The sequence below is a fragment of the Pseudomonas sp. HLMP genome (assembly GCF_046365545.1).
Classification (GTDB): Bacteria; Pseudomonadota; Gammaproteobacteria; order Pseudomonadales; family Pseudomonadaceae; genus Aquipseudomonas; species Aquipseudomonas guariconensis_B.
Genome location: NZ_JBDLLR010000001.1, coordinates 1113547 through 1138781 on the forward strand (window position 1 = coordinate 1113547; position 25235 = coordinate 1138781).

Consider the following 25235-nt stretch of genomic DNA (forward strand, 5'->3'; position numbering starts at 1 on the left):
GATGTGTCGGCAGTAAATAAAGCATCCTGCACGGCGTCCTGCACGGCAATGCGGAAAACGGCATGGACTTGATTGAAAAACGTCATTGGCGGGGGCTGGGGGCTTCGTGGGCAGTTGGGCGGTATTGGGCTGCCTTGCAGCCCATCGCCCAAATGGCGCGTACCGAAGGCTCAGAGCTCTGGCATCTGCCCGATCCGCGCCACCATCTCGCTGACGATCTGCAGGTCCAGCATGAACTGCTCCACGGTCTTGAACTCGTTGTCGTTGTGCCCGGTGTACTTCACGTTGGGCATGGCCAGGCCGAACTGCACGCCATTGGGCAGGTCATGCACCGAGGTGGCGCCGGCGGAGGCGCCGAACTCATGGGGCAGGCCGAGGTTCTCGCTGGCCACGGCGAGCAAGGCCTTGACCCATTCGCCTTCGGGGTTGCGGTACATCGGCTCGTCGAGGCTGTACTCGAACGCTACCGAGGTGTGGCTGCCGCGGGCCCAGGTCCCGAGCTTGTCGGCCAGCTCGTCCTTGATCGTGGCAATCGCCTTGCCTTTTGGAATGCGCAGGTTCACCGCCAGCTTGAGGGCCTTCTGATCGAGCCCGACGTAGGTTAGCGAAGCGGTCAGTGGGCCCATGAACTTGTCCTCGAAGTCCACGCCAAGCTTCTTGCCGAAGTAGTCCAGCCCCCAGTTATCGGCCGCATAGCGCGCGGCATCGGTGATGTGGTTGTGCTTGAGCGGTACCTGGTCGCCCAGGCCGTTGAGGAAGTCGAGCATCCGGGCCACGGGGTTGATCCCCGATTCGGGCTCCGAAGAGTGGGCCGAGACCCCGGTCACCGTCAGCACCACTTCCTTGCCGGCTACCTTGGCATCGAGGGTGAAATCGCCGCCGTTGCGCTTGACGTAGTCGGCACCGGCCTTCTGCAGGTCTGCGGCCAGGGCGGTGGGATTGTCGCCACGCAGGGTCGCCACCGAGGTGGTGGGGATCTGGTTGGTGGCCAGCCCGCCCGTCAGGTGGATGATTTCCGCCCCCTTGCCGGTGGCGGGGCGCCGGCGGAAGCTGGCCATCACGGTGCCGTAGCCTTTCTCGGCGATCACCACCGGGTAGCCGCCATCCAGCGCCAGGTTGTAGGTGGGCGTGGGGTTGCGGGCGAAGTAGTAGGGGATCGCATCGCCGCTGGTTTCCTCGGTGGTGTCCACCAACAGCTTGAATTGACGGGCCAGGGGCAGTTTTTCGTCCTTGGCCACCTTCAGCGCATACAGCGCCACGACGATGCCGTTCTTGTCGTCCTCGGTGCCGCGGCCATACATGCGATCGCCCACCAGGGTGACCTTGAACGGGTCCAGGCGGGTGCCGTCCTCGAGCTTCCAGTTGTCCGGGTTCACCGGTACTACATCGGCATGGGCGTGGATGCCGACCACTTCCTTGGCGTCGTCACCCAGGGTGATCTCGTAGACCCGGTTGTCGATGTTGCGAAAGTGCAGGCCGAAACCCTCGGCCAGCGCCTTGATCTTGTCGGCGATCTTCAGGAACTCGGGGTTCTCGTGCTGCGGCACGCCCTCGACCTGGAAGGTCGGGATGGCCACCAGCTCACGCAGGGTCTCGGTCGCGGCCTTGCCGTACTTGATGCGGGTGTAGAGGCCGAGCAAGCGGTGGATCTCGTTCTGTTGCTCGGCACCCAGCGGCTTGTTGGCCAGGTACGCCTTGAGGGTTTCAGCCAGGTTGTCGGCCTTGGCCAGTTCGCTGCTGGCAAGCTGGCCGAGGAACCGGCGGAAATCCGCCGGGTCGCTGTTATCGTAGGCCTTGAGGATCGCGGCGGACTGCTGCGGGGTGAGGTTGGCCTGGGCCTGGTTGGCGAACAAGCCCAGGCTGGCCAGCAGCAGGGTCGCGGCGGTGAGTTTTTTCAGGTACATGGGCGAGCGCATTCCTTTGCTGAGCGTTGGAAGGGAGGTACCCGTTTGTAGGAAACGGGAAGACGCTCACGCTAACACCAATGGCCTGCGGTACGGGAGTGCCAAGCGTGCGATGTCGCACAAACGAAAAAGCCCCGGGAAGGTTCCCAGGGCTTTTCAGGTATGGCGCACTCGGCGGGATTCGAACCCAACGCTATCTAAAATCGAACGTGCTTCGTGCCGTCACTTAGATTTTTTTTTTTGGCGCTCAGGCGCTTTTCCAGCTGTTCCAGTTCTGCAAGTTCCTGAGCGTCGGCTGCTGCGGCCTCAGCGTGTCGGCGATGTTGATCAAACTGCTCATAACGTTCATGTACCACCTGCTTCATCTGCTCATGACTGATACTGCCGGCTGTACGTAGTAAAGGCTGCTCGTTGAAAGCCATGAAGCTATCGATGTATCGCCGCCAATCGGCGAGCTGTAGATGCTGGCGTTGCTCGGCACGAAGCTCAGCGAAATCCAGGAACATGCCAACCAGGCGATTGAGCTGGTCCAGTTCATCGGCATTCAGGTAGTTCTTGGCGACGACTACATCAGCCTTGCGTACGCGGTCACCCTTGAAGCTGAGCAGGTTCATGTTTGGTGCGGTGGCATTGGCCCTGTGCACGATCAGCTCGGCTGCTGTGTGGCCCGTTACGGCAAAGAACAGCTTGTTCTGAACCTCGGCAAACAGACGGGCAGTATCCTGCTCATTGGCTCGATAATCTTCGGCCAAGGTGAACAGGTCACGCACCTTTTGGTAGAAGCGCATTTCTGAAGCGCGGATGTCGCGGATGCGCTTGAGCAGCTCATCGAAGTAGTCCCAGCGGGGTTCCTTCAAGCGGGCGTCGTCCATGACGAAACCCTTGGCCAGGTACTCACTCAAGGTGCGGGTCGCCCACTGACGAAATTGAATGCCGCGGCTCGAGCGTACACGGTAGCCAACAGCGATGATCATCGGCAGGGCATAGAGGTGGGTCAGGTAATCCTTGCCGTCGGCGGCAGTAGTAAACTTTTGGTTTACAACTGCCTCTGCAGCCAGCTCTCCATCAGCAATGATGGTCTGAATATGTTTGCCGATATTCTGCTTGCTGGTCTGGTACAGCTCGGCCATTTCCAGCTGCGTCAGCCAGACTTGGCCACCCATTTCGCGCAAGGTGAATTGTGCCAGGCCATCGTCCGTGCTGTAGAGAATCAGGTCGTTACTTGCCATAGGTCAGCCGCTTCCTCAGCTTTGTCAGGGGCTGGACAACATTCAAATAAAAAGGGCCCAGGTTTGCACCTGAGCCCTTGAATCATATGGCGCACTCGGCGGGATTCGAACCCACGACCCCTGCCTTCGGAGGGCAGTACTCTATCCAGCTGAGCTACGAGTGCAACGGGGCGCAATGATACCCATCTGCGTCGATGACGTCCATCGCCTTGATTCAGGGTGATTTTCCAGGGTCTCGGGCAGCGATGGGCGTGCCTTGGGGCCCGTGCTTGTGAATAACCATATTCAATATCGGTATTTCCCCGGGGGCTCTTATGCTCGCTACTCTCTGGTCACAACTTGTTATAACAAGTCAGTCCATAGCGAAGAGATCCCATGGCCGAACTGCTCCCCCTCTCCCCGGTACCGCTCTACACCCAGCTCAAGGAACTGCTGCGCGGGCGAATCCTCGACGGCACCTACCCGCCGCACAGCCGCATGCCTTCGGAAAACGAGCTGGGCAAGGCCTTCGACGTCAGCCGCATCACCGTGCGCCAGGCGCTGGGCGACCTGCAGAAGGAGGGGCTGATCTTCAAGATCCACGGCAAGGGCACCTTCGTCGCCAAGCCCAAGGCGTTCCAGAACGTCACCACCCTGCAAGGCCTGGCCGAGTCCATGACCCAGATGGGCTACGAGGTGCTCAACCGTCTGCGCAGCCTGCGCCATGTGCCAGCCAACGCGCTGGTGGCGGCGCGCTTGCAGGTGGAGGAGGGCAGCCTGGTCACCGAGATCCGCCGGGTACGCCTGATCAACCGCGAGCCGGTGTCGCTGGAGCTGACCTGGCTGCCCAAGGCCATCGGCGAAAAACTGGAAAAGACCGACCTGGCCACCCGTGACATCTTCCTGGTGCTGGAGAACGACTGCGGCATCGCCCTGGGCCACGCCGACCTGGCCATCGATGCGGTGCTGGCCGACAGCGACCTGACCCAGGCGCTGGAGGTGGAGGAGGGCTCGCCGATCATGCGCATCGAGCGCCTGACCCACGCCGCCGACGGCACGCCGCTGGACTTCGAGCACCTCTACTACCGCGGCGATGCCTTCCAGTATCGCCTGCGCATCGACCGTCAGAAGGGACCCAAGCCATGAGCATCGACACCCAGGACTACGACATCGTCGTGATCGGCGGCGGCACCGCCGGCCCCATGGCCGCCATCAAGGCCAAGGAGCAGGACAAGACCCTGCGCGTGCTGTTGCTGGACAAGGCCAACGTCAAGCGCAGTGGCGCCATCAGCATGGGCATGGACGGCCTGAACAACGCCATCATTCCCGGCCACGCCACCGCCGAGCAGTACACCAAGGAAATCACCGTGGCCAACGACGGCATCGTCAACCAGGCCACGGTGCATGCCTATGCCACCCATAGCTTCGAGACCCTCTCGCAGCTCGACCGCTGGGGCGTGAAGTTCGAGAAGGACGAGACGGGCGACTACGCGGTGAAAAAGGTCCACCACATGGGCGCCTACGTGCTGCCCATGCCCGAAGGGCACGACATCAAGAAGGTGCTGTACCGCCAGCTCAAGCGTGCCCGGGTAGACATCAGCAACCGCATGGTCTGCACCCGCCTGCTGCTGGACGCCGAAGGCGCTGCTGCCGGGGTCATGGGCTTCGACTGCCGCAGCGGCGAGTTCCGGGTGATCCGTGCCAAGGCGGTGATCCTCGCCTGCGGCGCCGCCGGCCGCCTGGGCCTGCCGTCCTCCGGGTACCTGATGGGCACCTACGAGAACCCGACCAACGCCGGTGATGGCTATGCCATGGCCTACCACGCCGGAGCCGAGCTGGCCAACCTGGAGTGCTTCCAGATCAACCCACTGATCAAGGACTACAACGGCCCGGCCTGCGCCTACGTCACCGGCCCCCTCGGTGGCTACACCGCCAACAGCAAGGGCGAGCGCTTCATCGAGTGCGACTACTGGAGCGGGCAGATGATGTGGGAGTTCCACCAGGAACTCGAAGGCGGCAACGGCCCGGTGTTCCTCAAGCTCGACCACTTGGCCGAGGAGACCATCCAGACCATCGAGCAGATCCTGCATGGCAACGAGCGCCCCAGCCGTGGCCAGTTCCACGCCGGCCGTGGCACTGACTATCGCCAGCAAATGGTCGAGATGCACATCTCCGAGATCGGCTTCTGCTCCGGGCATTCGGCCTCGGGGGTGTGGGTCAACGAGAAGGCCGAGACCAGCGTCAGCGGGCTCTACGCCGCCGGCGACATGGCCGCCGTGCCGCACAACTACATGCTCGGCGCCTTCACCTATGGCTGGTTCGCCGGCGTCAACGCGGCGCAGTACGTGGCCGGTCGTGCATTGGCCGCAGTGGACCAGGCCCAGGTCGAACGCGAGCAGGCGCGGGTGTTCGCCCCGCTGCATCGCGAGCATGGCCTGCCGCCGGCACAGGTCGAGTACAAACTGCGGCGCATGGTCAATGACTACCTGCAACCGCCGAAGGTGACGAAGAAGATGGAAATCGGCCTGGCGCGCTTCGCCGAGATCGAGCAGGACCTGGCGCAGATGAAAGCGAGCAACCCGCACGAGCTGATGCGTGCCATGGAGGTCACGGTGATCCGTGACTGCGCCGAGATGGCGGCCCGGGCATCGCTGTTCCGCGAGGAAAGCCGCTGGGGGTTGTACCACCACCGGGTCGATTTCCCCGAGCGCAATGACCGTGAGTGGTTCTGCCATTGCCATCTGAAGAAGGACGAACAGGGGCGGATGACCAGCTTCAAGAAAGCGGTCGAGCCGTACCTGGTGGCCCTGGATGCCGAAGAGCAGACCGCGTACGAGCGATTGAGGGTCAAGGCTGACGCTGCCTAGAAACTGCCCTTTGGGGCCGCTTCGCGCCCCATCGCCGGCAAGCCGGCTCCCACAGGGGGCCAGTGGAGCTCACAAATCTGTGCCATGCAGCGGACTCTGTGGGAGCCGGCTTGCCGGCGATGGGCTGCAAGGCAGCCCCACTGGATCACCGAAGAACTCAGAAACGAGAGCCAAAGGCTCCAAGGACTCCGTGACATGCCCCATCGTCCCCAGGACATCTTTTTCCGCAGCAGCGCCCCGGTGACCATCGACGAAGACAAGTGCATCGCCGAGAAGGGCTGCACCGTCTGCGTCGATGTCTGCCCCATGGACCTGCTGGCCATCGACCCGGCCACGCAGAAGGCCTACATGGCCTTCGACGAATGCTGGTACTGCATGCCTTGCGAGAAAGACTGCCCGACTGGCGCGGTGAAGGTCGACATTCCCTACCTGCTGCGCTGAAACGAACCCTTAGCCTCACGCCATCCGGCCAAACCACCGGACGCCCATCTGCAAAGCCCCCTCGTTTCCCACCACCCCGCCTGGTGGCGGAGACGACTCCAATGACTCAAACGATTCGAGGGGAAACACCCATGCGCCTTGTTGCAACCGTGGCCGGCCTCGCGCTGGCGATCGTTGGCCTGAACGCCAATGCCCAGACCATCCGTGTGGCCATCGGCACACAGGACACCACCATCAACTGCGCCACCGGCGGCCTGCTGATCCGCGAGCTGGGCCTGCTGGAGAAGTACCTGCCCCATGACGGCAAGTACAAGGATGCGAAGTACCAGATCGAATGGAAGAACTTCACCAGCGGCGCGCCGCTGACCAACGAGATGGTCGCCGGCAAGCTCGACTTCGGCGCCATGGCCGACTTCCCAGGCTCGTTCAACGGTGTCGCCCACCTCGATGCCGGCAAGCGCAGCCTGTTCATCAGCGTGCTGTCCGGCAGCGTGCAGGGCAGCGGCAACGGCATCGTGGTGCCGGCCGCGTCCGCCGTGCAGTCGTTGGCCGAGCTCAAGGGCAAGACCATCTCCGTGCCCTTCGCCTCCACCGCCCACGGCATGCTGCTGCGGGCCATCGCCGCCCAGGGCTGGGACCCGCAGAAGGACGTGCGGATCATTGCCCAGGCGCCGGAAATCGCCGGCTCCGCCCTGCGCAGCAACCGCATCGAGGCCCACGCCGACTTCGTACCGTTCGCCGAGCTGTTCCCCAACCGTGGCTTCGCCCGCAAGATCTACGATGGTTCCCAGGCCAACGCGCCGACGCTGCATGGTGCCCTGGTGGATGCCGACTATGCGCAGAAGTACCCCGAAGTGGTCACCGCCTACCTGCGAGCGAGCCTCGAAGCCGACCGCCTGATCGCCGCCGAGCCGGAAAAGTACAGCGAGCTGATCGAGAAAGTCACCGGCATCGAGGCTGAGGTCAACTACCTGTTCCACGGCCCGCTCGGCCTGCAAACCCGCGACCTGACCTGGAAACCGGAATACCGCCAGGCCGTGGCGACCTCCATCGATACCCTCAAGTTGCTGAAGAAGACCGACCGTGGTCTGGACACCGACAGGTTCATCGACGACAGGTATATCCGTGCCGCCTTCGCGCAAGCCGGACTCGACTATGACAAGGCCCTGCACAACTACGACCCGCTGCCGTTGCAGGCCACGGATGCGCTGACCGGCAAGCCGATCACCGACTTCAGCCGCCTGGCGCAGATTTGGGTGCGCGGCGAGGATAAGGTCCGCCACTATGCCTCGCCCGAAGCCGCGCTCAGCGCCCTGGCGCAGCTGGAGCAAGCGGGCAAGGACATCCGCGCTATCTACGCCCAGGCCGCCGACAGCGGCATCAAGTTGCTCGCCAACCAAGCTTGGTTCGTACGCAACGCCAAGGGTGAGCTGGCCGCCTTCCTGCTGAAGGAGCAGGCGCAGCGCTATGCCCAGGCGCACGGTGGCGAGGCACTGGACTTCGTCAGCGCCAACCAGAAGCTGCTTGCCCAGCGCTGACCGGGAGACACCCTCATGAGCCGCGATCTCAAGCGCTGGCCCCTGCGCCTGGCTTCCCTGCTGGCCTGCCTGCTGTTCTGGCACCTGGCCGCCAGGCTGAAGCTGGACCTGGGGCTGTTCACCTTCACCTACGTGCCCACGCCACGGGCCGTGCTCGACGCCGCTTGGCAGTTGCTGGCCTCCAGTGCCTTGCTGGCACACCTGGGCAGCAGCCTGTCGCGGGTCTTCGCCGGGTACCTGGTCGCCGCCGTGCTGGGGGTGACGTTGGGCCTGCTGATCGGCCGCTCGAAATGGGCCGAGGACACCTTGCTGCCGCCTCTGGAAGTGCTGCGGCCGATCCCGGCGGTGGCCTGGATCCCGCTGGCGATCCTGATGTTCCCGTCCTCGGAACTGTCGATGGTGTTCATCACCTTCACCGGGGCGCTGTTTCCGGTATTGCTCAACACCGTGCATGGTGTCGAGGCGATCGACCCGCGCCTGGTGGCCTCGGCGCGCAGCCTGGGCGCCAGCCGCTACGCGATACTGCGCGAGGTGGTCCTGCCAGGGGCGCTGCCGAGCATCGTCACTGGGTTGGCCATCGGCATGGGCACCTCGTGGTTTTGCCTGGTGACCGCCGAGATGATCTCCGGGCAGTTCGGCATCGGCTACTACACCTGGGAGTCCTACACCCTGCAGAACTACCCGGACATCATCGTCGGCATGTTGCTGATCGGCCTGCTGGGCATGGGCAGCAGCGCGCTGGTCAAGCGCCTGGGCGCGCTGGCCACGCCTTGGTGCCGGGCACGGAGGGGCGCATGATGGGCAGCTATCGACAGGCGCCGGAGCCCGGGCGCATCGAGGCACGTGGGCTGTCCATCCGCCTGGGGCAGGGCAGTGAGGCATTCGAAGCGGTACAGGCGCTGGACCTGGCCATCGCCCCCGGCGAGTTCGTCTGCATCCTCGGGCCATCCGGCTGCGGCAAATCGACCTTGCTGGGCGCCCTGGCCGGGCACCTGGCGCCCAGCTCCGGCCAGTTGCGGGTGGATGGCCAGGCCATCGACGGGCCTTCGCCCCAGCGCGGCATGGTGTTCCAGCACCATACCCTGCTGCCCTGGCGCAGCGTGCTCGACAACGTCGCCTTCGGCCTGAAGATGCAAGGTTTGGGCAAGGCCGAACGGCACCGCCAGGCGGGTGAAATGCTGCGCCTGGTGGGCCTGGCCGACTTCGCCGGGCGCTGGCCCAACCAGCTTTCCGGCGGCATGCAGCAGCGTGCCGAGATCGCCCGGGTGCTCATCAACCGGCCGCGCCTGCTGCTGATGGACGAGCCCTTCGGCGCCCTCGATGCCCAGACCCGCTCGCGCATGCAGGCGTTGCTCCTGGACATCTGGGCGCGCATCCGTACCACCGTGGTGTTCGTTACCCATGACATCGACGAGGCGCTGTTCCTAGCCGACCGTCTGCTGGTCATGAGCCCGCGCCCCGGGCGCATCATCGAGGACCTGCGCCTGGACTTCGCCCGTCCGCGCCAGGCTGGCTTGCTGACCAGCCCGGCCTTCACCCACCTCAAGCGCCATTGCCTGGCCCTGCTGCGACATGAAGAAGGCCGCGAACTGCCGCGTCTGACGCCGCTGGGCCTGCCCGATGCCGACCACCCACCGCTGCGGATAGCCCTATGACCGAACGTACCACCGACAACCCCGACATCCTCGAACTGCTGCCACGCCTGGCCGATGCCGACGCAGGCGTGCGGCGCATCGCCCTGATCGCCCTGGCCGACCTGGAAGACCCGGACGGCCTGCCCTGGTTGACCGACGCCGTGCTGGTCGACGCCGATGCCACGGTGCGGGCCGAGGCCGCGCGCTTGCTGGAGGCCTGGGAAGAGCCCGAGGTGGTCCAGGCGTTGTGCGCCGCCCTGGCTGATGCTGACGAAGCGGTGCGCCTGGCGGCGGCCCAGAGCCTGAGCGAACTCAAGTCGCTGGAAGCCGGGCCGCTCATCCTGCCGTGGGTGGGCCATGCCGATGCCTTCGTCCGCGCCAGTGCCTTGCGTGCCCTGCGCGAGCTGCGCCTGGAGGATGCCGCCGGGCCAGCGCTGCTGGCGCTCGCCGACGCCGACGCCTCGGTGCGCCGTGAGGCGGTGGGTATCCTCGGTTGGCTCAAGCACGTGCCCGCCTTGCCGGCATTGGCCCGTTTGGCGGAGGAAGAAGCGGACACCGAGGTCCGCCGTGCAGCGATCGGCGCCTTGGGGCTGGCCCGTGATGCCAGTGTTCTGCCGGCCCTGGTCGCAGCCCTGCGCGACGACGCCTGGCAGGTACGCGAAGAGGCCGCCACGACCTTGGGCAAGGTGGGCGTGGGCGATGCGGGGGCGGCGTTGGTCGCGGCGCTGGACGACAGCTACTGGCAGGTGCGCCTGCGGGCGGCCCGCTCGCTGGGGCGCCTGCGCCATGGCCAGGCCTTGGATGCGCTGGCCACCTTGCTCGGCCATAGGATCGCCAACCTGCGCAAGGAAGCGGCGCTGGCCCTGGGCGAGCTGGGCAGGGCCCAGGCCCTGCCGGCATTGCAGGCAGCCGAGGCAGACAGCGACCCGGAAGTGCGCAAGGCTGTGCGCATCGCCCTGGCGCAGTTGCAAGGGGCGGCCTGATGGACACTCCCAGCGCCCTGCGCAACCAGCGTGGTGCGAGGCAGTTGAGCGTGCAATGGCGCGATGCTGAGCAGGTGATCAGCCATGTCCGACTGCGCGGTGCCTGCCCCTGCTCGTGGTGCCGGGCGACGAAGCTGCGCGGGGGGATCGCCCTGGTGCGCGACGATGTGCGCCTGGAGCGCATCGCGCCACATGGCTATGGCGTCCAATTGGTGTTCAGCGACGGGCACGACAAGGGCATCTATCCCTGGGCGTACCTGCGCGAACTGGGAGGCGCAGCCCTCTCGGCACAGGACGCGCCGAGCGGGTAGGAAAGTGTTAACGCCTTGCAGGGAGAGCGTGTGCGCCTAATCGAGGATCCTTCTTGACCAAGGATCTTCACATGGCAATCGATAGTGAACACTACGCACGCAGCCTGGCCTCCCTGGGCGATGCGCGAGCGGTGATGGACAAGGCCCGTCGATACCTTGCGGCCTGGCCCGACCCCTACCGCTTGGCCCATGAAGCGGCGGGCGTCTATCTGCGTGAGCATACCGGCCAGGCGCTGGACCCCGACAACGTCTGGTGGCACGTATTCGACAGCGGTGTCAGTGCCCCGACGTTCACCGGCTGGCGCCATGCCGGCCCGCCGCGCTGCTCGATGCGTTTCACTGAACTGTTGATCCACCGCTTCGCCGGTGGCTTTCAGGCAGCGCCCGACGTGCTGCCCGTGTTCGGCGGGTTCTACACGCGGGCGGCCGGTGCGGGCGAATATGGCGTTGACGATCAAGTGGCGCTGCTGCCGCAGGCGGTGATGGATGATTTGTGGCGGCTGGATTTCGCCTCCGTGATGCGTGCCCGTGTCGAGCGCTTCTGGGGCGAGGAGGGCGAAGACTTCGCGCTACTGGCCAAGGCGCGTTTCATCGCCGCGATCGACGAAGGCGTGCGGGCCGGGCTGCTGGAAAGGCGTGATCGCAGGCACTTGCTGGCCTGGCTCGGCTTCGAGGCCGGGCAACCGCTGACGCTGGCGCGGCTGGCGCGCTCCGGGCATGGGCCCGGCACGAGCGTGCGACACTACACACCGGGCGCAGGGCACCTGTTCACGTTGAGCCACGAGTCAGGCCGCGTCGTGCTCTACGCGCCGACCCTGGCCATGCCCTTGCGGGCATTCGCCAACCACGCCGCGATGCTGACCTGGATCGCCCAGCGCCTGGCCGGGAGCGACGGGCAGGCTTGGGTAGACGCCCTGTACAGGGTGGACCAACGGGCGCCGGTGGCCGAGCGGCGGGGCCGGTTGCAGATGCTGCGCCAGCGTGTTGGCTCGTTCACCACGCCGACGTGGCCCTTTGGCGAAGGCCGCGAGTTGATGCTGCCGGACCTTTTCGACACCCTGCAGCTGTGGGCGAAGGCCGACCTCAACACCGTCCTGCACAACCTGGTCGGCAATGCCGAACTGCGCAAGCAGCTCTGGCGCGGCTACCTGGGCGCGTTCATCCAGGTGTTCGGCATTTTCGCGGCTGCAGCCTGGCCGATCGGCCTGGCCATGCTGGGGGCCGGTACCGCGCGCATGGTGCTGGACATCGACATGGCGGTGCGTGCTCGATCCAGCGGGGCACGCGACCGGGCTATCCTCGAGGCGTTCGGTGATGCGCTGGTCGTGGTGTTCTCGATCATCGACGCAGGCCTTGGACTCAAGGCCCTGGTCCACCCGTATCCGCCACATTGGTTGCGGCTCACACCGCAAGCCTGGGAGCCGGTCGAGGATGCCTGGCAGGTAGCAGAGCGCCTTGGGCTGCTCGACAACAACCGCGTGCCCACGGAGCCACCGAGTAGGGGCGGCCCACTCGAAGGTGTGATGCTCGACGACGATGGCGCTACCTGGATCGAAATGCAGGCGATGTCCTTGCCGGTGCGCTATCACGCCTCGCTGTCCTGCTGGATGGTCGTGCAAGACCTGGATGCCCTGGAGCCGAGCCTGCTGGTGCGTCGGGGCCGGGACGGCCGGTGGCGGTTGTATGCACCGGGCGGCGACATGGATGGGCTGGTGAGGCAGTTCTGGGACACCTACATGCAAGCCGACAGGCGATCGAGCGATAGCCTGTCGCGTGCGCTCCTGGCCCGACAGGCCGCACACCTGGAAGAGGCAGGCCTGCCCGTTTTCGAAGGGCACATGGCGCAGGCGGACCGCTTCGGCCACCACTTCGTCGAGCGCGATGGGGTGCGCTTCTATACGTTCAGGCAGGAGGGCGAGTTCCATAACGACCTGGTCATGGAGTACAGCGGCCACATGGCCAAGGTCAACGACCTGTTCAGGGGCGAAAGGTCGCGGTTGCAAGGGATCGCGCAAGACGAGCTGCGCGATTTCGTCGAGCGTTTGGCCGACTCGCTGGAGCAGTTGCCCAAGAGCAAGGCTTCGCTGCTCTGGCGAGAAGGGCGCAGCCCGCGCGTCAGCCTGGGGGCCCGTTACCGCGCCGGTGAGATCAAGGCCGGCGACCTGTTGGTCAGCACCGACATCACGTCCTTCACCAGCAATCCCTTCATCCCGCGCCGGTTCATGTTGCCGCCGGACGTTGCCGACAGCCCGCTTGCGCAGGCGTCAGCCTGGTTCGACGACGATACGGTGCTGTACGAACTGGTCGGTAGCGAAGAAACCAGCGGCGCACCGGTGGCGCCGATGTCGCTGCACTGGCAGGAGGCGGAGGTCCTGTTCCTCCCTGGGCGGTGCTTCCGTATCGACGGGGTCGGCGAAGTGCGGGGCGAGCACTACCGCTTCGTCACGTTCAGGCTTCGCGAAGTGGACAGGCCCTTTGGCGAGCCTGTCCATGAGCTGCGCACCGGCCAGGTGTTCGACCGTCAGGCCTATGCCGGGCGCGTGGCCGACGAGGGGCTGGTAGAGCGCTTCTTCCCCGCTGCGCGATGGCGTTGAACGCTACAGGGCGATCAACTCGGGGCGCAGGCTCTCGATCCTGTGCACGGGCGCCGGCAAGTAGCCCTCGCCGCCGGTGATCTGGTGCAGCACCTTCTCGCGTAAACCGTGCAGGGCCACGCCGGTGCGCTGGCGCGGGTGCGGCAGGTCGATTTCCACCACCGCCTTGATCCGCCCCGGACGTGGCTCCAGCACCACCACACGGTCGGCCAGGTAGGTCGCTTCCTCGGCATCGTGGGTGACCAGCAGGGTGGTGATGCCGGCGCGTTCGCGGATCGCCAGCAGCTCGTCCTGCAATTGCTGTCGGGTCAGGGCATCGAGGGCGCCGAACGGCTCGTCGAGCAACAGGATGCGCGGGCTGGCCACCAGGCCACGGGCGATCGCCACGCGCTGGGCCATGCCCCCGGAGAGCTGGTGTGGGTAGGCCGACTCGAAGCCCACCAGGCCCACCAACTGGACGAACGCGTGCACCTTGCGGGCACGCTCGCCCTGGGTGAGCTTCTCGTTGACCAGCCCCAGGCCGATGTTCTGCTCCACGGTCAGCCAGGGGAACAGCCGATGTTCCTGGAACACGATGCCGCGTTCGCCGCCGATGCCGCTGACGGGCTGGCCATCGACGCGGATGCTGCCGCTGTAGTCGGTGTCCAGCCCCACCAGCAGGCGCAGCAGGGTGGACTTGCCACAACCGGAGGCACCGACGATGGCGATGAACTCGCCCTCGTCTATCGTCAGGTCGAAGTCGCGGATGGCTTCGAAGGGCTGGCCGTCCACCGAGAAGACCTTGCCGACCCGCTCGAAGCTGACCAGTGGCGGAGTGACGTCGGGTTGGTTGGCCGCGTGCAGGGCCGAGGTGTTGAAAGCGTTCATGCGGTTCTCCAGCGCGTGGCGCGTGATTCGAGGCGTTGTCCGAGGCTGCCCAGCAGGGCGCCGACCAGGCCGATCAAGACCATGGCGGCCATCACCTGGTCCATGCGAAACAGCTGTTGGGCGCCGAGCATGAGGCTGGCGATGCCACCATCGGAGGGCATGAAGTATTCCGCGCCGAGGGTGCCCAGCCAGGCATAGATGAGCGACAGGCGCAGGCCGGCGAAGATCGACGGGGCCGCACCCGGCAGCACCAGCAGGCGCAGGCGTTGCGGCAAGCCCAGGCGCAGCGCGCGGGCCGCCTCGCCCAGTTGCGGCGAGAGGCTGGCGATACCGCGCTGGGTGGCGATGAACAAGGGGAAGAACGCCGCCAGGGCGACGAACACCACCTTGGCCCCTTCGCCCAGGCCGAACCAGGCGGTGAGCAGCGGCACCCAGGCGAACAGCGCTACTTGGCGCAGCGCCGACAGGCTTGGCCCGAGCAGGCGCTCGGCCACCGGCGCCAGGCCCAGCAGCAAGCCCAGGGCGAAGCCTGCACCACCACCCAGCAGCAGGCCGACGAGGCTGCGCTGCAGGCTCAGGTACAGGGCCTCGGGCAGCGTGCCGTCCGCCAGCCCTGCCAGCAGGCTGCGCAGGACCTCCAGCGGCGAGGTGAGGATGTTGCCGTCGACCCAGCCGAAGCTATTGGCGGCCTGCCACAGTGCCAGTAGCGCCACCGGCAGCAGTAGGCCCTGCCAGCCCCGTGGGGCGGCGCTGTGCGGTTGCTCGCCCGTGGCCGGTTGCGGCCAGTACAGCAGGCGGCGCTCCAGTGTCGAGAAGCCACGGTCCATGCAGGCGCCGACCAGGCCGATCAGCAGGATGCAGAGCAACACCAGGTCGAGCATGAACAGCTGCCGCCCCCAGACCATCAGGTAGCCGATGCCTTCGCTGGAGGCCAGCAACTCCACGGCCAGCAGCGATGTCCAGCCGGTGGCCAGGGCCAGGCGCACGCCAGCGAGGAAGGCGGGCAGGGCGGCTGGCAGCAGCAGGCGCAGGAACAGCAGGTGCGGCGGCAGGCGCAGCACGGCAGCGGCTTCGCGCAGCTTGGGCTGGGCATCGCGCACCCCGACCAGCGTGTGCAGCGTCACCGGCACGATCACCGCCTTGACCAGCACCACCAGTTTGAGCAACTCACCGATGCCGAAAAACAGCATGAACAGCGGAATCCAGGCCAGCGTGGGGATTTGCGCGAGGGCCACGAACGTCGGCAGCACCAGCGCCTGTGCCCGACGCGACGCGCCAAGCCAGGCCCCCAGCAACAAGCCACTGGCGATACCCAGCAAAAGGCCCCAGAACAGCCGTTGCAGGCTGATCCACAGGTGGCTCCACAGTTCGCCCGCACCGAATTCCAGCGCGCTCTGCCAGACCAGCGCCGGCGCCGGCAGGATCTGTTCGCTCATCCAGTGCAGGCGGCTGGCCGTGACCCACAAGGCGGCCAGGGCCAAGGGCAGCACCCACGGCAGGAGGTGAGCGCCTGGAGTGGCGAAAGCGCCAAGCGCCCCCCGCAGACGCCATGGACTCGTGCTCAGGATTTCGCTCATCAGGCATCCCTCGAAGCGTTTTTGATTTATGCGTTTATGGAATTAAAAATTCACTGGATCGCTGCTCAAGGGATAAGAGCATGGGCCGGTGGTACGTGGAAGCCCTGTGCCGTTGCGTTTTCCTCATATTTTCCATGCGCGTTGCGCAAGCCCGTCGCGAAGGCGCATGTCGCCTGATTTATGTCTTTTGGTTACTAAAAAATGAAGTTTTGATCTTTGTCGGTTCTAATCCGGACAGCCTAGCTTCTGGGCAAAGCGCCGGCCATCGCCGGTGGCAGCTTGCCAAGGAGCCTTGTCATGAACACGCCCTTTCGCCACTTGCTCAGTGCCTTCGGACTGCTGAGTGCATTCGCCCTGAGCGCCCAGGCCGCCGATACGGCCAGGCCGGACAGCATCCGTATCGCCGTGCCTGACCTCAGCGCCGGCAGCAAGCCCAGCGCTGGAGGCGTGGTGGATGTGCTGCGTGACCAGCAGTTGCTGGAAAAGGAATTCGCCAAGGACGGTATCCGTATCGAGTGGCGCTTCTTCAAGGGCGCCGGGCCGGTGGTCAACGAAGCCCTGGCCAACGGCCAGGCGGACTTCGCCTACCTGGGCGATCTGGCGGCGATCATCGGCAAGGCCAATGGCCTGGATACCCGCGTGCTGTCCGCCGGGGTACGTGGGGTCAAGAGCTACCTGGGCGTGGTGCCCGGCTCGGGTATCCACAGCCTGCACGACCTCAAGGGCAAGCGCGTGGCGGTGTTCCGTGGCACCGCCAACCAGCTGTCGTTCGCCAGCGCACTGGCCAGCCAGGGCCTGTCCGAGCGCGAGCTGAAGGTCATCAACCTCGACTTCAACGCGGCCAACGCCGCCTTGGCAGCCAAGCAGATCGACGCCACCTGGGGCCTGTCCAGCCTGCTGTCGCTGCGCGAGCGTGGCCTGGTCGAGTTGCCGGTGAACTCGCGCGACCTGGAGGGGGCCGGCAGTATCCAGTCGGTGTTGCTGGGCACCGGCGAGTTCATCCGCCAGCACCCTGACCTGGTGCAGCGGCTGGTCAATGCCCAGCAGCAGGCGGTGCAGTGGCTGCGAAACGAGCACAACCGCGACGCCTACATCGAGCTGGTGGCGAGCACCGCCAACTGGCCGCGCTCCATCCTGAGCGACGACCTGGCCCAGGAGGACCTCGCCCACTACTTCGATCCGCGCCTGGATGCCGAATTCGTCGGCCTGCTGCAGCAGGGCGTGGACCTTGCCGCCAAGGAACGCCTGATCCGCCGTGGCTTCCAGGTGTCCGAATGGATCGAGCCACGCTTTCTCGATGCCGCCCTGCAACAGGCCCGGGCCGTGCAGGCCGTCCGCTGAACCCGCAACCCCATCATCGACCGTGAGGAGCACGACATGAGCAACGCTGCATTGGCCGCCGCGCCACAGATCCCCGAACTCGACATCCAGCCGGTCGCCGGCCGTATCGGTGCCCAGATCCGGGGCGTGAAACTGTCCGCCGACCTGGACGCCGCCACCCTCGACGCCATCCAGGCCGCCCTGGTGCAATACAAGGTGATCTTCTTCCGGGGCCAGGACCACCTGGACGACCAGGGCCAGGAAGCTTTCGCCAAGCTGCTCGGCGAGCCGGTCGCCCACCCCACCGTGCCGGTGGTCGATGGCACCAGCTACCTGCTGCAGCTCGATGGCGCCGAGGGCCAGCGGGCCAATTCCTGGCACACCGACGTGACCTTCGTCGACGCCTACCCCAAGGCCTCGATCCTGCGCAGCGTGGTGGCACCGGCCTCGGGGGGCGACACGGTGTGGGCCAACACCGCCGCAGCCTATCAAAGCCTGCCTGAGCCGCTGCGCGAGCTGGCTGACAAGCTCTGGGCGGTGCACAGCAACGAATACGACTATGCCGGTGCCAAGCCGGATGTCGAGCCCGAGAAGCTCGAGCGCTACCGCAAGATATTCACCTCGACGGTGTACGAGACCGAGCACCCGGTGGTCCGTGTGCATCCGGTCAGTGGCGAGCGGGTGCTGCAGCTGGGGCACTTCGTCAAGCGCATCAAGGGGTACTCGCAGGCCGATTCGGCCTACCTGTTCTCCTTGCTGCAGGGGCACGTGACGCGCTTGGATAACACCGTGCGCTGGCGTTGGCAGGCCGGTGACGTGGCGATCTGGGACAACCGCGCGACCCAGCATTATGCGGTGGATGACTATGGCACCCAGCCACGGGTGGTGCGCCGGGTGACCTTGGCGGGCGAGGTGCCGGTGGGGGTGGATGGGCAACTGAGCCGGACCATCCGCAAGGGGTGAGCCGGTCAATGGATCCTGGGGCCGCTGCGAAGCGGCCCCTGCCAGCTACACCTCTTTGTCACAGGCAATCAATTGCCTGACCAACCCCTGTGCCAGCGCCGACAACCCATACCCCACCCGGCTCACCACCCCATAACGGGTGTAGAACGCTTCCTCCTGCTCCGGCGCAAGGTCGGCAAGCTCCAGTGCCACCAACCCCCCTTCCCGCTGGTAAGGCCGCAGGTTCGCGCTGCAGGCGATGCCCAGGGTGTCCGAATGCAGCACCACGTTGAGTAGCGCATAGCCATGCTCGCATTCCACGCTGGGCAGGAAGTCCTGGCGGCCGCTGAGGTCGCCGAGGACCTTGCGGATGTTCGGCGGGCGGAAGGTGGTGGCCAGGGGGTAGTCGAACAGGTCGCGGGCGTGCACTTCGGCACGCTCGGTCAAGGGATGCCCGGCCCGGCAGCAGAAATGCCAGCGCTGCGGGGTCAGCTTGTGCACCTGGTAGTCCGGGTCGGCCTCGAACTGGCGGGTGTCGGCGACGAAGAACTCGATCTCCTCGGCGACCAGCCTGCGGTTCAGCGCCTGCCAGTTATCCACCTGGAAACAGGTACGCGCTGCCGGGTACTCGGCGACGAAGCGCGCCACCGCCCGAGGGACCAGGCCCCCAGCCGGCGCCGGGCCGGAACCGAAGCGCACCACCCCGGTGGTGGCGCCGTTGAACTGGTTGATCTCGTTGACCAGGTTGTGCGCCCCGTGCACCAGGCGCCGCGAGTGTTCCAGCACCAGCAGGCCCTGGCGGGTCGGCGCCAGTTCCTTGCTGGCGCGGTCGACCAGGCGGCAGCCGACGTTGTGTTCCAGCGTCTGGATGCTGCGGCTGAAGGCCGATTGCGACAGGTTCACCGCCGCCGCCGCCGCGACGAAACTGCGGTGCTCGACAAGGGCGATGAAGTGGCGGAGCTGGCGGAGATCGATATGCATTTTCTACATGGAAACTTTCGGTCGAATGCAATTGCTGATGAGGGTCTCGATCCTTATAAAGGGAGTTACTTATTCCACAAAATATGAATTACAAATATTTATATCTCTTAAAAGAATATAAGCCTGCCTGACCGCGATTCGGTTCCGCCAACGGAAATGCTCGCCAGGGCCCATGCCTCAAGGAGCATTTGCATGTCCCGACTTCACCGTTGGCCAGCCCGCGTGTCGCTGTTCTCCCTGCAACCCTTGGCCGCCGGCGTGCTGCTGGCCACGGCCGGCGGCAGCTTCGCCGAGCAAGCGCCGGTCGACGTGGCCCCGGCGGCCCAGCAGGACGCCAGGCTCGGCACCGTCACGGTCAATGCCCGCCGCCGTGAGGAGACCGCCCAGAGCGTACCCACGCCGATCAGCGTGCTCGGCAGCGAAACCTTGGAAACCCAGCGGATCTACCGGGTCCAGGACCTGCAGCAACTGGTGCCGAGCACCAATGTCGCCTACGTCCACGCCCGTCAGTCGAGCATTTCCATTCGCGGCCTGGGCAACAATCCGGCCAGCGACGGCCTGGAAGGCAGCGTCGGTGTCTACCTGGACAACGTCTACCTGGGCCGCCCGGGCATGGCGGTGTTCGACCTGCTCGACGTCGAGCAACTGGAAGTGCTGCGTGGCCCGCAGGGTACGCTGTTCGGCAAGAACACCACCGCCGGGGTGCTCAACATCACCACCCGCAAGCCGACCTTCCACCGCGAGGGCAGCATCCAGTCGTCCCTGGGCGAAGACGGCTACTGGCAGACCCAGGGCAGCTTCTCCGGGCCGCTCAGCGAAACCCTCGCCGGGCGCATCAGCGCCTACCACACCGAGGACGACGGTTATGTGAAGAACGTCTACAACGGCGACGACCTCAACGGCGGCAAGCGCCAGGGCTTTCGTACCCAGTTGCTGTTCGCGCCGAGCGAGACCTTCAACCTGCGCTGGATCGGCGAATACAACGAGGAAGACTCCAACAACGGCATCCTCAGCCTCTACAGCACCGGGCCGACCATCAACGGCGTCAACCGCTACGAGAGCCTGGCGGCCCAGGCCGGCGCCACGCTGGTGTCGGGCAAGGACCGCAAGGTCAATTTCGACGCCGACCAGATGGTCAAGGTATTCCAGGGCGGCACCTCGGTGGAGGCCAACTGGACCCTACCCAACGATTTCACCCTGACCTCGATCACCGCCTACCGTTGGTGGGACTTCACCCCGCGCAACGACGACGGGCTCAACGTGGCAGCCACCCACAATGCCGGCGTCTCGGTCCGCGACAAGCAATACTCCCAGGAGCTGCGCCTGGCCTCGCCCACCGGTGGGTTCTTCGACTATGTGCTGGGCGCTTACTACTTCAAGCAAGACCTGGACAACAAGTCCTTCACCTACTTCGGCCCCCAGGCGGACATCTGGAACCTCACCCCGGCCGGTGCCCTGGCCAATGTCACGACCCTCGGCGACGGCCACATCGACACCGACAGCTACGCGCTGTTCGCCCAGGGCACCTGGCACCTGACCGAGCGCCTGGACTTCACCGCCGGTGTACGCGGCACCTACGAGGAAAAGAGCGCCTGGGTCACCCGCGACGCGCCGATCGGTGGTGCGGCGGTGACGGGTGGGGCGGCTGCCGCGCGCCAGGGCCGGGTCGGCGCCTACGACTCGGGCGACCTCAACCAGTACAGCTTCAGCCCTTCCGGCCTGCTCAGCCTGAGCTACCGCTTCAGCGACGAGGTGCTCGGCTACGCCAGCCTGTCCCACGGCGAGAAGTCCGGTGGCATCAACCTCACCGTAGGTGCCGCGCCGCGCCTGGGCACCGACTCGCTGCTGGTCGGTACCGAGCGGGTCAACAACGCCGAGCTGGGGATCAAGAGCACCCTGCTGGACAACCGCCTGCAACTCAACGCCAACCTGTTCTGGGCCGAGGTCCATGGCTACCAGGCCAACGTCTATGACCAGGTCAACCGCGTGCAGTACCTGGCCAACGCCGGCAGCGTGCGTTCCCGGGGCCTGGAGTTCGAGGCCACGGCGCTGCCGCTGCGCGGCCTGACGCTCAACGTCAACGGCTCGTGGAACGACGTGCGCTACACCGAGTACGACGACGCCCCATGCCCGCCGGAGGTGAGCCTGGCCGACGCCACCGCCACCTGCGACCTGACCGGGCACCAGGTGGTCGGCGCCTCCAAGTACATCGCCAACTTCAATGGCCAGTACAGCTGGCGACTGGCCGAGCGCATCGAGCCCTACCTCACCGCCAGTTACGCCTTCCGCTCCAGGGCGGTGGGCACCATCGACGACTCCGACTACGGGCAGATTCCCAGCTACGCCATCGTCAACCTCTCCGCCGGCGTGCGCCTGGACCAGGGCGACGGTGTCCTCGACCTGTCGCTGTGGGTGAAGAACGCCGGCGACAAGACCTACTTCACCAGCCTGTGGAACTCCGCCAACGGCGGTTATGCCGGCGTGCTCGGCACGCCGCGCACCGTCGGTGCCACAGCCCGCTACGACTTCTGAGCACAAGGAGCTTTGCCATGAATGCCAAGACCGAAACCCCACGCCTGCCCGAAGGCGCCTGCATCACCGCCAAGGTCCCCGACCACGATGAGGCGTTGCTCGGTGACGTGGTGGTCAATCCCTATCGCCTGGCGCCGCTGACCGCCATCATCCGTGACGGTGGCCGCATCCTCGGCGCGGCCCACGTACGGGTGCTGGGCCGTGGCGAGCGCGGCGTGGACATCGCCTACGCGGTGTCCGACCGCTCGCTGTGGACCTACGGCGGCATCCCGGTGTTCGGCCTGTACCCGGATCACGTCAACCAGGTGGAGGTCACCTACAAGCTCGATGGCGAGCGCATTCGCGAACGCTACGAAATCTACGCGCCTGCCGTGCGCCTGCCGGTGGTGGCCAGGCAGACGGCCGCCTTGCCCGAGGTGGAGCCGGTCAAGGTCGCGCCAGGCTTCGAGCAGCGCCTGTACCTGTTCAACCACCTGCTCGGCGACATCCCGGGCGGGCGCGCCTTCAAGTGGAACGGCCTGGGTGGCGCTGCCGAGTGGGACCAGGTCGGCAACAATTGGATCGCCGACAGCAATGGCGACGTGCGCTGGTACCTGGACATCGAGCAGATCCACGACTCCAACCGCCGCGACGGCCTGGGCGGCACCATGGGCTTCCAGCAGACCCGCGATGGCAAGCTGATCTGGGGCCAGGGCCAGACCTACTCCAAGTACGACCTGCTCGGCCGGCGTATCTGGCAGCGCAGCCTGCCGGACAAGTTCGCCGACTTCTCCCACGAGATCCGCGAGACCGCGCACGGCACCTACCTGCTGCGGGTCGGCACCAGCGACTACCGCCGTCCGGACGGCAAGCGCGTGCGTTCGATCCGTGACCACATCATCGAAGTGAACGAGGCCGGCGACGTGCTGGACTTCTGGGACCTCAACCAGATCCTCGACCCGTACCGCGGCGACTTGCTGGAAACCCTGGGCAAGGCGGCGATCCAGCTACCGGATGGCGTGCAGAAGCAGGACAGCCGGCTGGCCAACGAGCTGGCCGAGGGCGAGCTGCCGTTCGGCGACACGCCGGGCGTCGGCACCGGGCGCAACTGGGCCCACGTCAATGCCATCGACTACGACGCCGATGACGACAGCATCATCGTTTCAGCCCGTCACCAGGGCGTGGTGAAGATCGGCCGCGACAAGGCGGTGAAGTGGATTCTCGCCTCGCCCCAGGGCTGGCCGGCGCACCTGAAGGCCAAGGTGCTGACCCCGGTCGGCAGCGACGACTTCGACTGGTCCTGGACCCAACACACCGCCTGGTTGACCGGGCAGGGCACGCTGACGGTGTTCGACAATGGCTGGGGACGTGGCTTTGCCCCGACGAAACTGAGCGGCAACTACAGCCGGGCGGTCGAGTACAGGATCGACGAGACCAAGGGAACGGTCGAGCAAATCTGGCAGTACGGCAAGGAGCGGGGCGAGGCGTGGTACAGCCCGATCACCTCGGTGGTGGCGTATCGGCCGGATACCGACACCCAGTTCATCTATTCGGCGTCGGTGGGCTACCTGACGCCACAGAAGCTGACCACCACCGTGCTCAATGAGGTGCGCCGAGGTACCCAGGAGGTGCTGGTGGAGCTCAAGGTGCACAGCCGCCAGCCAGGGAGCGTCGGCTACCGGGCACTGGTGATCGACCTCGCCAAGGCGTTCTGACCCTGCCGGGAGGGCCGTCGGTCCTCCCATCACGATGTCTCCTGGCCCATGGTCTAACCTTCACTGGCCCTTTCGCGGGCACGCCCGCTCCCACAAGCTTCGAGCCGATCACACATCAATTGTGGTTTGCAGGGCCCTGCGGGGGCCACGAAGGGGGCTCATGCCTCACCGCCGATCTGGAAATTTCAGCCCGGTGTTCAACCATTCGTTCTTTTTTTCGAACAGCCTATTGTCCAACACCCCAGCAGCCGCTTAGCATTCGTTTGAGATTTCAAACGCTCACTGCCCAGGCGTTGAACACCCTTGGTGCAAGAATTCCTGACGGCAGCCCCTTGGGGCGCCTTTTCAACAATCAATAATTCGCCCCGTGCGTGCACGGTGCTTTAAGGGAAGCCGACATGCAGCTCAAAGACGCTCAGTTGTTCCGCCAGCAAGCCTTCATCAACGGTGAATGGCTGGATGCGGACAGCGGTCAGACCATCAAGGTGACCAACCCGGCCACCGGCGAAGTCATCGGTACCGTGCCGAAGATGGGCGCCGCCGAAACCCGCCGCGCCATCGAAGCGGCCGACAAGGCCCTGCCGGCCTGGCGCGCACTGACCGCCAAGGAGCGTTCGAACAAGCTGCGCCGCTGGTTCGAGCTGATGATCGAGAACCAGGACGACCTGGCCCGCCTGATGACCACCGAGCAGGGCAAGCCGCTGGCCGAAGCCAAGGGCGAGATCGCCTATGCCGCCTCGTTCATCGAGTGGTTCGCCGAGGAGGCCAAGCGCGTCTACGGCGACACCATCCCGGGTCACCAGCCGGACAAGCGCCTGATCGTCATCAAGCAGCCGATCGGTGTCACCGCCGCGATCACCCCGTGGAACTTCCCGGCCGCGATGATCACCCGCAAGGCCGGCCCGGCCCTGGCCGCCGGTTGCACCATGGTCCTCAAGCCTGCTTCGCAGACCCCGTACTCCGCCCTGGCCCTGGTCGAGCTGGCCAACCGTGCCGGCATCCCGGCCGGTGTGCTGAGCGTGGTCACCGGCAGCGCGGGCGAAGTCGGCGGCGAGCTGACCGGCAACTCGCTGGTGCGCAAGCTGTCCTTCACCGGCTCGACCGAGATCGGCCGCCAGCTGATGGAAGAGTGCGCCAAGGACATCAAGAAAGTGTCCCTGGAGCTGGGTGGCAACGCCCCGTTCATCGTGTTCGACGACGCCGACCTGGACAAGGCCGTCGAGGGCGCGATCGTCTCCAAGTACCGCAACAACGGCCAGACCTGCGTCTGCGCCAACCGCATCTACGTACAGGACGGCGTCTATGACGCGTTCGCCGAGAAGCTCAAGGCCGCCGTGGCCAAGCTGAAGATCGGCAACGGCCTGGAAGAAGGCACCACCACCGGCCCGCTGATCGACGGCAAGGCCGTGGCGAAGGTCCAGGAGCACATCGAGGACGCCGTTGGCAAAGGCGCCAAGGTGCTGTCCGGCGGCAAGCTGATCGAAGGCAACTTCTTCGAGCCGACCATCCTGGTCGACGTACCGAAGACCGCCGCCGTGGCCAAGGAAGAAACCTTCGGCCCGCTGGCCCCGCTGTTCCGCTTCAAGGACGAGGCCGAGGTCATCGCCATGTCCAACGACACCGAGTTCGGCCTGGCCTCGTACTTCTACGCCCGTGACATGAGCCGTGTGTTCCGTGTCGCCGAGGCCCTGGAATATGGCATGGTCGGCATCAACACCGGCCTGATCTCCAACGAAGTCGCGCCGTTCGGCGGCATCAAGGCCTCGGGCCTGGGTCGCGAAGGTTCCAAGTACGGCATCGAGGACTACCTGGAGATCAAGTACCTGTGCATCAGCGTCTGAT

At 65.7% G+C, this 25235-nt stretch carries 19 protein-coding genes and 1 tRNA gene; 14 read left to right on the top strand and 6 right to left on the bottom strand.

Annotation, left to right across the window (positions count from 1 at the left end; translation table 11 throughout):
• Positions 1-170: 170 nt before the first annotated feature.
• From ABFA30_RS05380 to ABFA30_RS05390, 3 genes are all read right to left on the bottom strand, one after another.
• A complete protein-coding gene (locus ABFA30_RS05380; RefSeq protein ID WP_253101300.1) occupies positions 171-1904 on the bottom strand; it encodes a dipeptidase in 1734 nt (577 codons plus the stop codon).
• 197 nt (positions 1905-2101) lie between these two features.
• The gene (locus tag ABFA30_RS05385) at positions 2102-3133 is read right to left on the bottom strand and encodes a virulence RhuM family protein (RefSeq protein ID WP_410045202.1); all 1032 of its coding nucleotides are present in this window, start codon (positions 3131-3133) and stop codon (positions 2102-2104) included.
• Positions 3134-3220: 87 nt separating this feature from the next.
• A tRNA-Arg gene (locus ABFA30_RS05390) sits at positions 3221-3297 on the bottom strand.
• Between the two features lie 211 nt (positions 3298-3508).
• Here ABFA30_RS05390 and ABFA30_RS05395 point away from each other — a divergent pair.
• From ABFA30_RS05395 to ABFA30_RS05435, 9 genes are all read left to right on the top strand, one after another.
• Positions 3509-4258, top strand: coding sequence for a GntR family transcriptional regulator (locus ABFA30_RS05395; protein WP_225786688.1), 750 nt, complete (start codon positions 3509-3511; stop codon positions 4256-4258).
• Positions 4255-5979 carry a fumarate reductase/succinate dehydrogenase flavoprotein subunit gene (locus ABFA30_RS05400; RefSeq protein WP_253080623.1) on the top strand — a complete coding sequence of 575 codons (1725 nt, stop codon included), beginning with the start codon at positions 4255-4257 and terminating at the stop codon, positions 5977-5979. The genes ABFA30_RS05395 and ABFA30_RS05400 overlap by 4 nt, the downstream gene beginning before the upstream one ends.
• 195 nt (positions 5980-6174) lie before the next feature.
• Positions 6175-6420 (top strand): ferredoxin family protein, encoded by a 246-nt coding sequence (locus ABFA30_RS05405; RefSeq protein ID WP_225786686.1) that lies wholly within the window; start codon positions 6175-6177, stop codon positions 6418-6420.
• A 131-nt stretch (positions 6421-6551) separates the two neighbouring features.
• On the top strand, positions 6552-7958 hold the full coding sequence (locus ABFA30_RS05410) for an ABC transporter substrate-binding protein (protein WP_225786685.1): 1407 nt from the start codon (positions 6552-6554) through the stop codon (positions 7956-7958).
• Positions 7959-7973: 15 nt separating this feature from the next.
• Complete coding sequence (locus ABFA30_RS05415; protein ID WP_225786684.1) at positions 7974-8756, top strand: ABC transporter permease; 783 nt, start codon at positions 7974-7976, stop codon at positions 8754-8756.
• A complete protein-coding gene (locus ABFA30_RS05420; protein WP_225786865.1) occupies positions 8756-9613 on the top strand; it encodes an ABC transporter ATP-binding protein in 858 nt (285 codons plus the stop codon). The genes ABFA30_RS05415 and ABFA30_RS05420 overlap by 1 nt, the downstream gene beginning before the upstream one ends.
• The gene (locus ABFA30_RS05425; RefSeq protein ID WP_225786683.1) at positions 9610-10575 is read left to right on the top strand and encodes a HEAT repeat domain-containing protein; all 966 of its coding nucleotides are present in this window, start codon (positions 9610-9612) and stop codon (positions 10573-10575) included. The genes ABFA30_RS05420 and ABFA30_RS05425 overlap by 4 nt, the downstream gene beginning before the upstream one ends.
• The gene (locus ABFA30_RS05430) at positions 10575-10886 is read left to right on the top strand and encodes a DUF971 domain-containing protein (protein ID WP_253167624.1); all 312 of its coding nucleotides are present in this window, start codon (positions 10575-10577) and stop codon (positions 10884-10886) included. Before ABFA30_RS05425 ends, ABFA30_RS05430 begins: the two co-directional genes overlap by 1 nt.
• 71 nt (positions 10887-10957) lie before the next feature.
• Positions 10958-13480, top strand: coding sequence for a dermonecrotic toxin domain-containing protein (locus tag ABFA30_RS05435; RefSeq protein ID WP_410045203.1), 2523 nt, complete (start codon positions 10958-10960; stop codon positions 13478-13480).
• Between the two features lie 3 nt (positions 13481-13483).
• Here the strand turns inward: ABFA30_RS05435 and ABFA30_RS05440 are convergent, their stop codons facing one another.
• The gene (locus tag ABFA30_RS05440; protein ID WP_225786681.1) at positions 13484-14347 is read right to left on the bottom strand and encodes an ABC transporter ATP-binding protein; all 864 of its coding nucleotides are present in this window, start codon (positions 14345-14347) and stop codon (positions 13484-13486) included.
• A complete protein-coding gene (locus ABFA30_RS05445) occupies positions 14344-15924 on the bottom strand; it encodes an ABC transporter permease (protein ID WP_225786680.1) in 1581 nt (526 codons plus the stop codon). The genes ABFA30_RS05440 and ABFA30_RS05445 overlap by 4 nt, the downstream gene beginning before the upstream one ends.
• Positions 15925-16221: 297 nt before the next feature.
• Between ABFA30_RS05445 and ABFA30_RS05450 the strand changes: the two genes are divergently transcribed.
• Together ABFA30_RS05450 and ABFA30_RS05455 are read left to right on the top strand one after the other, a co-directional pair.
• Positions 16222-17265, top strand: a complete 1044-nt coding sequence (locus ABFA30_RS05450) for an ABC transporter substrate-binding protein (protein ID WP_410045204.1) — start codon at positions 16222-16224, stop codon at positions 17263-17265.
• Between the two features lie 36 nt (positions 17266-17301).
• Positions 17302-18207, top strand: coding sequence for a TauD/TfdA dioxygenase family protein (locus tag ABFA30_RS05455; protein ID WP_225786678.1), 906 nt, complete (start codon positions 17302-17304; stop codon positions 18205-18207).
• Positions 18208-18252: 45 nt separating this feature from the next.
• Here ABFA30_RS05455 and ABFA30_RS05460 read toward each other — a convergent pair whose 3' ends face one another.
• Positions 18253-19167, bottom strand: coding sequence for a LysR family transcriptional regulator (locus ABFA30_RS05460; RefSeq protein WP_225786677.1), 915 nt, complete (start codon positions 19165-19167; stop codon positions 18253-18255).
• 192 nt (positions 19168-19359) lie between these two features.
• Between ABFA30_RS05460 and ABFA30_RS05465 the strand changes: the two genes are divergently transcribed.
• The 3 genes from ABFA30_RS05465 to gabD all read left to right on the top strand — a co-directional run bounded on the left by ABFA30_RS05465 (position 19360) and on the right by gabD (position 25234).
• Positions 19360-21699 carry a TonB-dependent receptor gene (locus ABFA30_RS05465; RefSeq protein ID WP_410045205.1) on the top strand — a complete coding sequence of 780 codons (2340 nt, stop codon included), beginning with the start codon at positions 19360-19362 and terminating at the stop codon, positions 21697-21699.
• Between the two features lie 17 nt (positions 21700-21716).
• Positions 21717-23393: an aryl-sulfate sulfotransferase gene (locus tag ABFA30_RS05470; protein ID WP_225786675.1), complete on the top strand. Its 1677-nt coding sequence runs from the start codon at positions 21717-21719 to the stop codon at positions 23391-23393.
• 398 nt (positions 23394-23791) lie between these two features.
• Positions 23792-25234 (top strand): NADP-dependent succinate-semialdehyde dehydrogenase, encoded by a 1443-nt coding sequence (gabD, locus tag ABFA30_RS05475; protein ID WP_225786674.1) that lies wholly within the window; start codon positions 23792-23794, stop codon positions 25232-25234.
• Position 25235: the final 1 nt, after the last annotated feature.

What these genes read in the sequence shown, in the direction of transcription:
- ABFA30_RS05380 (WP_253101300.1), bottom strand. Translation starts at nt 1,904, where the DNA reads ATGTACCTGAAAAAACTCACCGCCGCGACCCTGCTGCTGGCCAGCCTG.
- ABFA30_RS05385 (WP_410045202.1), bottom strand. Translation starts at nt 3,133, where the DNA reads ATGGCAAGTAACGACCTGATTCTCTACAGCACGGACGATGGCCTGGCA.
- ABFA30_RS05395 (WP_225786688.1), top strand. Translation starts at nt 3,509, where the DNA reads ATGGCCGAACTGCTCCCCCTCTCCCCGGTACCGCTCTACACCCAGCTC.
- ABFA30_RS05400 (WP_253080623.1), top strand. Translation starts at nt 4,255, where the DNA reads ATGAGCATCGACACCCAGGACTACGACATCGTCGTGATCGGCGGCGGC.
- ABFA30_RS05405 (WP_225786686.1), top strand. Translation starts at nt 6,175, where the DNA reads ATGCCCCATCGTCCCCAGGACATCTTTTTCCGCAGCAGCGCCCCGGTG.
- ABFA30_RS05410 (WP_225786685.1), top strand. Translation starts at nt 6,552, where the DNA reads ATGCGCCTTGTTGCAACCGTGGCCGGCCTCGCGCTGGCGATCGTTGGC.
- ABFA30_RS05415 (WP_225786684.1), top strand. Translation starts at nt 7,974, where the DNA reads ATGAGCCGCGATCTCAAGCGCTGGCCCCTGCGCCTGGCTTCCCTGCTG.
- ABFA30_RS05420 (WP_225786865.1), top strand. Translation starts at nt 8,756, where the DNA reads ATGGGCAGCTATCGACAGGCGCCGGAGCCCGGGCGCATCGAGGCACGT.
- ABFA30_RS05425 (WP_225786683.1), top strand. Translation starts at nt 9,610, where the DNA reads ATGACCGAACGTACCACCGACAACCCCGACATCCTCGAACTGCTGCCA.
- ABFA30_RS05430 (WP_253167624.1), top strand. Translation starts at nt 10,575, where the DNA reads ATGGACACTCCCAGCGCCCTGCGCAACCAGCGTGGTGCGAGGCAGTTG.
- ABFA30_RS05435 (WP_410045203.1), top strand. Translation starts at nt 10,958, where the DNA reads ATGGCAATCGATAGTGAACACTACGCACGCAGCCTGGCCTCCCTGGGC.
- ABFA30_RS05440 (WP_225786681.1), bottom strand. Translation starts at nt 14,347, where the DNA reads ATGAACGCTTTCAACACCTCGGCCCTGCACGCGGCCAACCAACCCGAC.
- ABFA30_RS05445 (WP_225786680.1), bottom strand. Translation starts at nt 15,924, where the DNA reads ATGAGCGAAATCCTGAGCACGAGTCCATGGCGTCTGCGGGGGGCGCTT.
- ABFA30_RS05450 (WP_410045204.1), top strand. Translation starts at nt 16,222, where the DNA reads ATGAACACGCCCTTTCGCCACTTGCTCAGTGCCTTCGGACTGCTGAGT.
- ABFA30_RS05455 (WP_225786678.1), top strand. Translation starts at nt 17,302, where the DNA reads ATGAGCAACGCTGCATTGGCCGCCGCGCCACAGATCCCCGAACTCGAC.
- ABFA30_RS05460 (WP_225786677.1), bottom strand. Translation starts at nt 19,167, where the DNA reads ATGCATATCGATCTCCGCCAGCTCCGCCACTTCATCGCCCTTGTCGAG.
- ABFA30_RS05465 (WP_410045205.1), top strand. Translation starts at nt 19,360, where the DNA reads ATGTCCCGACTTCACCGTTGGCCAGCCCGCGTGTCGCTGTTCTCCCTG.
- ABFA30_RS05470 (WP_225786675.1), top strand. Translation starts at nt 21,717, where the DNA reads ATGAATGCCAAGACCGAAACCCCACGCCTGCCCGAAGGCGCCTGCATC.
- gabD (WP_225786674.1), top strand. Translation starts at nt 23,792, where the DNA reads ATGCAGCTCAAAGACGCTCAGTTGTTCCGCCAGCAAGCCTTCATCAAC.